At 57.9% G+C, this 9,643-nt stretch carries 6 protein-coding genes; 3 read left to right on the top strand and 3 right to left on the bottom strand.

The annotated features are described in order from the left end of the window. Positions 1 to 464 precede the first annotated feature (464 nt). From VGE80_RS08155 to VGE80_RS08165, 3 genes are all read right to left on the bottom strand, one after another. On the bottom strand, positions 465 to 1,685 hold the full coding sequence (locus VGE80_RS08155; protein ID WP_440592299.1) for a RidA family protein: 1,221 nt from the start codon (positions 1,683 to 1,685) through the stop codon (positions 465 to 467). A gap of 357 nt (positions 1,686 to 2,042) precedes the next feature. Continuing rightward, positions 2,043 to 3,527, bottom strand: coding sequence for a protein adenylyltransferase SelO (locus tag VGE80_RS08160; protein WP_440592300.1), 1,485 nt, complete (start codon positions 3,525 to 3,527; stop codon positions 2,043 to 2,045). 288 nt (positions 3,528 to 3,815) lie between these two features. After that, complete coding sequence (locus tag VGE80_RS08165) at positions 3,816 to 5,240, bottom strand: right-handed parallel beta-helix repeat-containing protein (protein ID WP_397570736.1); 1,425 nt, start codon at positions 5,238 to 5,240, stop codon at positions 3,816 to 3,818. 124 nt (positions 5,241 to 5,364) lie between these two features. Here VGE80_RS08165 and VGE80_RS08170 point away from each other — a divergent pair, with 124 nt between their 5' ends. The 3 genes from VGE80_RS08170 (at position 5,365) to rbbA (ending at position 9,628) form a co-directional block, all read left to right on the top strand. Beyond that, positions 5,365 to 5,577 carry a hypothetical protein gene (locus VGE80_RS08170; protein WP_440592301.1) on the top strand — a complete coding sequence of 71 codons (213 nt, stop codon included), beginning with the start codon at positions 5,365 to 5,367 and terminating at the stop codon, positions 5,575 to 5,577. Positions 5,578 to 5,718: 141 nt separating this feature from the next. Continuing rightward, a complete protein-coding gene (locus VGE80_RS08175; RefSeq protein WP_440592302.1) occupies positions 5,719 to 6,732 on the top strand; it encodes an HlyD family secretion protein in 1,014 nt (337 codons plus the stop codon). Between the two features lie 67 nt (positions 6,733 to 6,799). After that, a complete protein-coding gene (gene rbbA / locus VGE80_RS08180; protein ID WP_440592303.1) occupies positions 6,800 to 9,628 on the top strand; it encodes a ribosome-associated ATPase/putative transporter RbbA in 2,829 nt (942 codons plus the stop codon). Positions 9,629 to 9,643: the final 15 nt, after the last annotated feature.

Genomic DNA, 9,643 nt, shown 5'->3' on the forward strand with positions numbered 1-9,643 from the left:
GGGACCAGGCGTTCGGGGCAGGGTCGCGGTTCGGAATCGGGGTCAATCAGGATCTCATCGGCACGGGTCAGGCTATGCCGCTCCGACAGTGGAAACACTTTCAGTTTGCTGAGATCAAGTGGTTTGACGGACATGGGACTACTTTTTGAATGACTGATCGCTGTCATACACGAACCAGACGCGGGGACGTGCTGTAAAGCCGAAGTTCGGTGTTGCAGGCGGGGTTTTACTGAACCGACAAAGTCAACGTAAGGGCGCACCCCAATCAAGCCGTACCCGCGTGATTCCGTTGACCCGCCGGTCGATCTTGATCGACAAGTCGTTTCCGTTTCGTACGGCGAATGTTTCGCCGAGCGAAACAGAGCTGCGGCGCGGGCCCGGTGACACTCATCGTCGCACCGGGCCCGCCGAGTCTGATCGGTTTGCCGCTGATTTCAGAGCATTGCAGCGGCAGTGAATCTTCATCAATCCCGGCAGACGGCCATGGCTTCGATTTCGATGAGCAGGTCTTCGAATGCAAAACCGGATACGCGGATCGCTGTCACGGCAGGGCCAGGCTCGGGATAGAATTCCTTCTGGATCTCGGCGATGGTTTTGCGAGTCTCTTCCACTTGAGCCCAGTCGCCGGGGGCGTAGTAATAGATGTAGAGCTTGGCAACGTCGGATTCGTCCAGGCCCCCTTCTGCAAGCACATTATGGATGAACTGGAAGACATTGCGAGTTTGCGTCGCCATATCCTTGCCGACCGCCTTCGCCCGATTGTCGGCCGAAATCTGTCCACCGATGAAGGCGAGATTCCCGATCTTCCACCCCTGTGTGAACTGTGTATTGGGGATGCTCCAGTCCCAGTGGTTATCTGGCTGCAGCCGCTGTTTTTCTTCGCCCAGAACGCCGATCCCTTCGACCTGAATCAGTTCCTTTGACTGAGGAAACCCGGTGATCCGCAGTCCGGCTCCGGCGGCCGAGGGGACCGACATGTACCGCCGTCGGACGTTCGTCATCTTTTCCCAATAGTCCGTGACTTGGCGTCCTTCGCCGAAGAAGCGGAAGTAGGTGTTCTGGCGCATCAGGCTGTGCCGATCGCCTCCCGCCAGCCTGAGCATCGTGTCCAGATTGCGGAAAACTTCGTCTGTCTGGATCTCGATATCGCCATCCCCCAGGATCTTTCCGCGGTCGTTGAGCGAACGCTGTCCGCTGACAAAGATCATGTCGCCGACCTTCCATCCCTGAGAAAACGGCAGTTTCTTTTCCCAGTTCCAGTGGCCCGCGGGCGTCAGTCGTTCCTTCTCGGCACCAACGACCGCCCAGGCGTCGACCAGAATCAAAGCCCCCTCACGATCGAGGTTCACACGGATTTCCGTCGTCGTCGGGCCGGGGTCTTTGAAGTAAGGGATGCGGACTTCGTCAATATCGGCCAGGCACTGTGCTACCGCCGCGTCATCACCTTCGCAAAAGAAGTAGATGTTATGTTTGACGACATCGTCCATGGTCGCCCCGGCCAGGGCCAGGGCTTTCTTCATTGCTTCGAAGGCATTCCGTGTCTGCGTCTTGATATCGTTCCCGACGACCTCGCCCTGGTCATTCAGCGACATCTGGCCACCCACGAAAACCAGGTTGCCCGCTTTCACCGCCTGTGTATCGTTGCTGCTGCTGGTGCCGGAAAACGAGTAGAATTCTTTGCCCACGGAAGTTCCCTCAGAAGTGAATAGAGTCGCCCGGATTGGTTCCCATTCCCGCAGCAGAGGGCCCGATTTACGGACACAGGAAATGCCGCACGTGAAATGTTCGCAGGATGAGAACTCGCGCAGCAGATTTTCTCAATCGTAACTGACAGGAAATCTCAGTTTGCGCAGCAGATCCCTCTTTCCGTTATCCGAAGCGACGCTCAAATTCGACACGGTGCTCAGCCGGGAAATAACTCGCGGGGGCCGTATCCCGAAAGGAGCGTATCCCAAAACGAGAGAGTGCAGATTGCCCGGCGACCGCGCGCTACCTTTGATGTCACGTCTGCGCAGGAGCATTCGTGGTTGGTGATGGAGAACTCAAGTTCCGCAGAACGTACGATAACCACGGTCGTCGGGTGACGGTTCCCGGTACTTCTCGTTTTCCGGACTGAGTTCGAACGGTTTCTCCAGCACGGCCAATAAACGGTGCAGTACCGAGAAGTCGTTTTGGTCTTCGGCGGCGGCGAGTGCCTCTTCGACCCGGTGATTGCGGGGGATCACAGCGGGATTCGCGGATCGCATCTGTTTCACGACGACATCTCGCGGGCGGTTCTCCTGCTGCAGTCGCTGCTGCCAGCGGGTGTGCCATTCCTGGAATTCCGCTTGGTCGAATAGCGGGTTCGCGGGAAGCTCGTTGTTCGAGAGATCGCGGAATGTGTTCGTGAAATCGGCCTGCGAGGACTGCATCCAACTGAGCAGTGACTGGACAAGTTCAGCATCGGACGGGTCGGACGATTGTAAACCGAGTTTCGCACGCATCCCCGCCAGCCAGGCTTGGGTATAGACTTCCGGGAAGGTCGCCAGGATTTTCGTCGCAATCGCGATGGCTTCTTCTTCTGACGGCGAAAACAGGGTCAACAGGGCCTCGGCGAGTCGGGTCAGATTCCACTGGGCAATGGCGGGCTGGTTGACGTACGCGTAGCGGCCCGACTGATCGATCGAACTGAAGACCGTTTCCGGCTTATACGTATTCATAAAGGCGCACGGACCGTAATCGATCGTCTCGCCGCAGATCGACATGTTGTCGGTGTTCATTATGCCGTGCACAAACCCCACCAGTTGCCAGCGTGCAATCAACCGGGCCTGTCGATGGAGCACTTCACGGAAGAAGTCCTGATAGACCTCAGGTGACTCGTTCAGTTCGGGGTAGTGACGCTGAATCGTATAGTCGGCAAGTTGCTTGACCGGCAACTCGTCCTGTCTCGCGGCGGCGTACTGAAACGTACCGACGCGGATATGACTGGCGGCAACGCGCGTCAGGACCGCGCCCTGCAGTCGCGTCTCTCGAAAGACGTGTTCGCCCGTAGTGACGACCGCCAGACTGCGCGTCGTGGGGATCCCCAGCGCGGCCATCGCCTCGCTGATGATGTACTCCCGCAGCATGGGGCCGAGAGCGGCACGACCGTCGCCGCGGCGTGAGAAGGCCGTCGGCCCCGATCCCTTAAACTGGATGTCAACGAGCTGACCTGACGGTGTACGGTGTTCTCCCAACAGGATCGCGCGGCCGTCTCCCAGCATGGTGAAATGAGCGTACTGATGACCGGCATAGGCCTGGGCCAGCGGCTGAGCACCCGTCGGGATGACCTGACCTGAAAAGAGGGCTGCGAGGGTTTCTGGCTTTGCATTCGCCAGATTCAGGCCAAGTTCGGCAGCCAGCTTCTGATTGACGATGGCCACACGGGGAGCCGCAACCTTCACCGGTCGGGATGAGACATGGAACAGCTCGGGCAGTTGTCCATAGGTGTTGTCAAACTGCCACCCGAGCGAATCGAGTTCGGTTTCGATCTCACGTTCGTCTGTCATATCGTTCCTTCTCTCGTGTCGCCTTGAAGAGACGAATGTCCCGGCTGCAAAGCTCGTTCACCTGCCAGCCCCATGCCGATGATCAAGGTGTCCCGGATCATCGGCGATCGGACGGTTGTCCGCCAGAGAGTCACCCACGGGGGCAACGCGTTGGTGTGCGAATGATGTTCCTCGCACAGGGATTGTCTGCCCTCCGAGAGGTTTTCATTGATTCTCTGAGGACAAACCTCATCTGAGGCATCCCGAGGTGATGGGGGGCGCGGCCCGGGGATGCCCTCGTGGCGAACGTCACGAGATGAGCATGTTCCCTTGGACCTCCGCGGCTCCCTCAGCCACGTCGAGCAGGCGATCGACTGCACCACTCAGGATGTTGCCCGCCACCAGGTTGGATCCTTTTCCTTTGACTCGAATCGCCTGCGACATCGCAGGCTGCTGACGTCGATCGGCGATCGTGTTATTCGAGACGCGGCATCGGGTGCAGTCTTCCAGTTCCACACCCCGGTGCAGTGGATCCAGAATCTGACAATCCGAGACCGAACTGTCTGAGCAGCGGACGAACGTGATCGCGGCTCCCGAGTCCTTCGAACCGGCGCACAAACGCTGAGTTGTCAGACTGCTGACCACGATATTGTCGGAATCTTCAAACCGAATTCCGTCCTTACGGGGCTCATTGTCCAGACCACGCCACGAAAAGGCATTGCCAGTCACAACGATGCCCGAACAGGCCTGACCATAAACGGAAAGATCGGCCGAATCGTAGATCGTGTTCCCCGTGACCGTAACGCGCGACACGTTCAGCAGTTCTACGGCGCGCCACTGACTTCCCAGCACATTTCCGGTGATATTAATCAGATGTGCCGTATCGGCTTTTTGAGCTGGAGGAGTGTCGGCGGGCTGAGGTCGCTGCACGGCCGCACCCAGAACGCGGATGTTCGCTCCTCGATCCTGCAGGGTTGCTTGAATCGTGTTGCCGCTGATGGTGACTTCGCTGATGATCCCGTCTGTGGCGTCGAACAGGATCTCCGAACCCCCCGGATGCTGATCCAGAACGTCAGCCGGAATCTTGTCGCCTCCGGCCGTCAGATTGTTGTACTCGATGTCATTTCCCACGATTTGCAGATTGTGGACGTCGCCCCCCAGCGACTTGATCCCTGCGACTTTGTTCCAACTGATGTGGCACCCGTGGACGATGATCTGGTGCAGATTACAGCGATCGAGAAACAATCCAATCTCGTGATTGTCGTAAAGGTTGGAATCGGCCAGCAGAAAATCGCGATTGCGTTCGACGAGATGGACGGCGATCCGGCATTGGCGGATCAGTACCTGAGAGACGACGCACTTCATGGTCTTGCGGAGTTCAATGCCGACGGACTCGGGGTGCTCACCGACAATTTCGACGCCGTTAATCGTCGGAAATCGCTCTTTCTCCCAGGTGTGCGGCTGGACCGTCCGGGGCGAGGCCGTTCCTTGATGATCACCGATCACGCGAATGGCGGGGCCGGGGCCTGCCATGACAATCTTCGACGTTCCTCCTTCACCTCGAACGCCTCCGAATCCCCGCTTCGTCAGATCAAGGATCAGTGGCCGGGTGATCCGGTATGTCCCCCGGTTTAACCTCAGCACGCCGTCACCGGCATCCAGCGTGTGCTGCAGCGCTGACGTGTCATCAGCAACACCATCCCCAATCGCCCCAAAACCGAGAACGTTCGACATTCGAGCAGCCCCCTTGAACTCATTGACTACGCATCAAGTTGTTGACAACAAATGGAAAACGCGTTCCCACGGACGTCAGACACTCTACGGTGTTTCGCCGGACAATCGAATCGAACCGCGGGAGATGGTCCAAATCATTTTCCCGAAAAGCAGTCCTGACGGCCCCGCAGCAGAAAAGCCGAATCGCCATCTCTCAGGCCGCTTTTCCAACGCCCGGACCAACGTCACTCCCGACCACAGCGATGGGAATGACCGCCCGAATCGTGCCATGCGTCCGATGGGAAAAGTGCAGGTAGTCGGGGAGGTTTCTGATGTCACCCAGTTGCACCCTGTTTGATCATCACGACGCAAACGGATATCGTTCTGGGCGATGAGCTGTACATCGACGCTGGGTGCAGGACTCGGGGCGTCATGTCTTAAACTGAGAACCTTGGGTTGTCTCCGGGCACGAACCGCCGGACTGTTGAGTAACCAAACCATGCACATCGCTGTACGACGTATCGTTGTGATTCTCTGCTTCGTCGCGGTGGGAACAATCTTCGCCTGGCGCTGGTGGAACGAACAGGTGGCTGCATCCCAGATGGTGGGCATTGCTTCCGCGAATGGACGGCTGGAAGCAGTTCAGGTCAACGTCTCTGCCAAAGAACCGGGGCGGATTGTTGAGGTCCTGGTGAACGAGGGGGATCTGGTTCAGCCTGGTCAGGTGATGGCCCGCATCGACATTGAGACATTGAGCGCGGACCTCAGCAAAGCAAAGGCTGATCTGGCCGAGGCCGAATCGAACGCGACCGTCGCTAAGTCGACGATCGAGAAGCGTGAGAGCGAATACAAACTGGCAGACCTCAACTATGCCCGGCAGAAGGATCTGTTCGAAAAGAAAATCTCGACGAAGCAGGACTTCGACGAGGCGGAAAGCGACGTTAAAGCCAAACGAGCCGCTCTCGAGGAAGAACGTGCCAAGCTCGAGACGATCGCTTTTTCGGTGAAAAGTGCGACGGCGGTAGTGCAGGGGATTCAGACCCGGATCGATGATTCCACGCTCACTTCCCCCGTACTGGGACGCGTCCTCTACAAACTGGCTCAACCGGGAGAAGTCCTTCCTTCAGGGGGGAAGGTACTGACGCTGCTGGATCTGTCGGATATCTACATGGAAGTCTTCCTACCCTCGCAGGAAGTGGCTCGCATCCGGATCGGTGCCGATGCGAAGATTACCCTGGACGCCCTGCCTGGCTATTCCGCCTCGGCACGCGTGAGCTTCGTCTCCCCGGAAGCGCAGTTCACGCCGAAACAGGTCGAGACCAAAAGTGAGCGGGATAAGCTGATGTTTCGCGTCAAGATTCAGGTTCCGCACGAAAAAGTGCTGCCCTACATCGATCGGATCAAGACGGGGGTTCGCGGCGTGGGCTACGTCAAACTGGATGACGACGTCGAGTGGCCCCCCTCGCTGCAGAAGCCATTTCCTCCGCCACGTCCTGCCAAGCCTGCCGAATGAACAGGACGGAGTACCGAATCTGCCCTTGGGTAATTGTGCTGCTTAATGTGGCGGAGGATGCGAGTCCGTGAGTATTCCCAAAGTGCCACCTGTCGAATCAGGCCTTGCGACCAGTGCCGCGGTGCCCGTTGTTTCCGTTCGGAATTTGACCCATCGTTACGGGCGTACCGTCGCGCTCGATGGTCTCAATCTGGACATTCCGGCAGGTCAGATGATTGGACTGATCGGGCCTGACGGCGTCGGCAAGTCGACGCTGATGGGACTTGTCGCTGGGGCAAAGAAGCTTCAGTCAGGCGACGTCACCGTTCTTAACGGTGATATGCGGGACGCCGGCCACCGGGACAACGTCTGCCCGAAAATTGCCTATATGCCTCAAGGCTTGGGGAAAAATCTGTATCTCGAACTCAGCGTTTTCGAGAACATTGACTTTTTCGCCCGACTGTTTGGAGTTCCGAATTCGGAACGAAAACACCGCATTGACGCGCTGCTCAAGGCAACCGGGCTGGCACCGTTCCCAGATCGACCAGCGGGCCAGTTGTCGGGAGGGATGAAGCAGAAAGTCGGTCTGTGCGGCGCGCTCATCCATGATCCTGATCTGCTCATTCTGGATGAACCGACCACGGGGGTGGATCCCCTCTCGCGACAACAGTTCTGGAAGCTGATCGATGAAATCCGGGGTAAAAGTCCGCAGATGAGTGTTCTGGTCTCGACCGCCTACATGGACGAAGCCCAGCGGTTTGACTGGATCGTAGCGATGGACGCGGGGAAGGTGCTGGATACGGGAACTCCTCAAGAGATCATGGACCGCACGCGGACGAGCAACCTCGAAGCGGCCTTCGTGGCGCTGCTACCCGAAGAAAAACGGGGGGACCGGCAGGAACTGGTGATTCCGCCGCATGTTCCGACCGGGGGCGAACCGGCAATCTTCGCACGGCATCTGACGCGCCGCTTCGGGAAGTTTGTCGCGGTGAACGATGTCAGCTTTTCGATTGATAAAGGGGAGATTTTTGGCTTCCTCGGTTCCAACGGATCGGGAAAATCGACCACGATGAAGATGCTCACCGGCTTGCTTCCCGCCTCTGAAGGGGACGCAAAGCTGTTTGGTGAAACGGTGAACGCGGGGAGTATTGAGATCCGGAAACGGGTCGGATACATGTCTCAGGCGTTCTCACTCTATGGAGAGCTGACCGTCCGGCAGAACCTGGCGCTCCATGCCCGCCTTTACCACCTGCCGACGTCCGAGGTCGGGAAGCGTATTTCAGGCCTGGTCGAGCGGTTCGGCCTGGTCGAACATCTCGACCATTTGTCAGACCAGCTTCCGCTCGGTCTGCGGCAGCGTTTGTCGCTGGCCGTTGCCGTTCTGCACGAACCCGAAATCCTGATTCTCGACGAACCGACCTCCGGCGTTGATCCGATCGCGCGAGACGAGTTCTGGGAACTGCTGATCGATTTGTCACGCAAAGACAACGTCACAATCTTCGTCTCGACCCACTTCATGAACGAGGCCTTGCGCTGCGACCGGATCTCGCTGATGCACGCGGGGACTGTGCTCGCCTGTGATACACCTCAGCGACTGATGGAAACCCGGCAGACAGATGATCTGGAAGTGGCGTTCATCTCGTACATTGCCGAAGCGGAAGGGGAACTCGAAACCGCGCGCCAGCAGGCCAGCCCGGCGGCCGACGATCACGCGTCGAGGGAGGGCGCGGCCGAATCGGTTCCCGGGGGATCGGTGCAGCCAGCAGCCCACCAGGTGGGGTCACGCGTGTCGCTGAACCGCATGCTGGCCTACAGCCGTCGCGAGGCGCTGGAAATCCTGCGTGATCCCGTACGTCTGGCGTTTGCGTTCATCGGGTCCGCCTTGCTGATGTTTGTCTTCGGTCTGGGAATTTCCATGGACGTCGAAGACATTCCGTTCGCGGCGATGGATGGGGATGACACCCCCGAGAGTCGTGCTTATATCGCCCAATTTGAAGGTTCCCGGTACTTCCTGCGGCGAGCTCCGGCCGCCAGTGCCGACGAAGTGCACCGACGGTTGATTGCCAACCAGATTCAGGTCGGGATCGAAATTCCTCCCAACTTCGGCCGCGAGGTCAAACGGGGCGGCGTCCCCGAAGTCTTGGCATCGGTGGATGGAGCCAACCCAAGTCGGGCAGAAACCATCAAGCAGTACGTCGAAGGGGTGAACGCGAACAGTGTGTCCGAGTATGCCAGTCTGCAGCCGGAAGGGGGCACCGCCGCGAGCCAGATCTCGGCCGACATTCAAGCCCGATTCATGTACAACCCGACCTTCGAGAGTATTTATGCGATTGTGCCCAGCGTTCCTCCCATCATTCTGATTCTAATCCCGTCGATTCTGATGGCCGTCAGCGTGGTGCGCGAAAAGGAACTTGGATCGATCATCAACTTCTATGTGACTCCCACGCGGAAGGTTGAGTTTCTGCTGGGGAAACAATTGCCCTATGTCGCCATCTCGATCGTGAACTACGTCATTCTGATTCTGATGTCGATCTTTATCTTCGACGTTCCGATCAAGGGCAGTTTCATCGGCCTGACGCTCTGTGCTTTGGCGTATGTGATCGTGACCACAGGGATCGGAATGTTGATCTCGACCTTTACATCGAGTCAGGTCGCTGCCGTGTTTATCACGGCCATTCTGACGATCATTCCGACAATTCAGTTTTCAGGCATGCTGCAACCGGTATCAACACTGGAAGGTTCTGCCAAGATGTTAGGGACGATCTGGCCCACGACTTACTATATGCATGCGAGTGTCGGAGCGTTCACGAAGGGTTTGGGACTGGGGTCGCTGCTGCTGGATCTGGTCGTACTGCTGGCTTTTGTTCCGGTCCTGCTCAGTATCTGTGTGGCGGCCTTACCGGGACAGGAGAAATAATGGGTCGGCACCTGT

This window comes from Schlesneria sp., assembly GCF_036405755.1.
Lineage (GTDB): Bacteria > Planctomycetota > Planctomycetia > Planctomycetales > Planctomycetaceae > Schlesneria > Schlesneria sphaerica.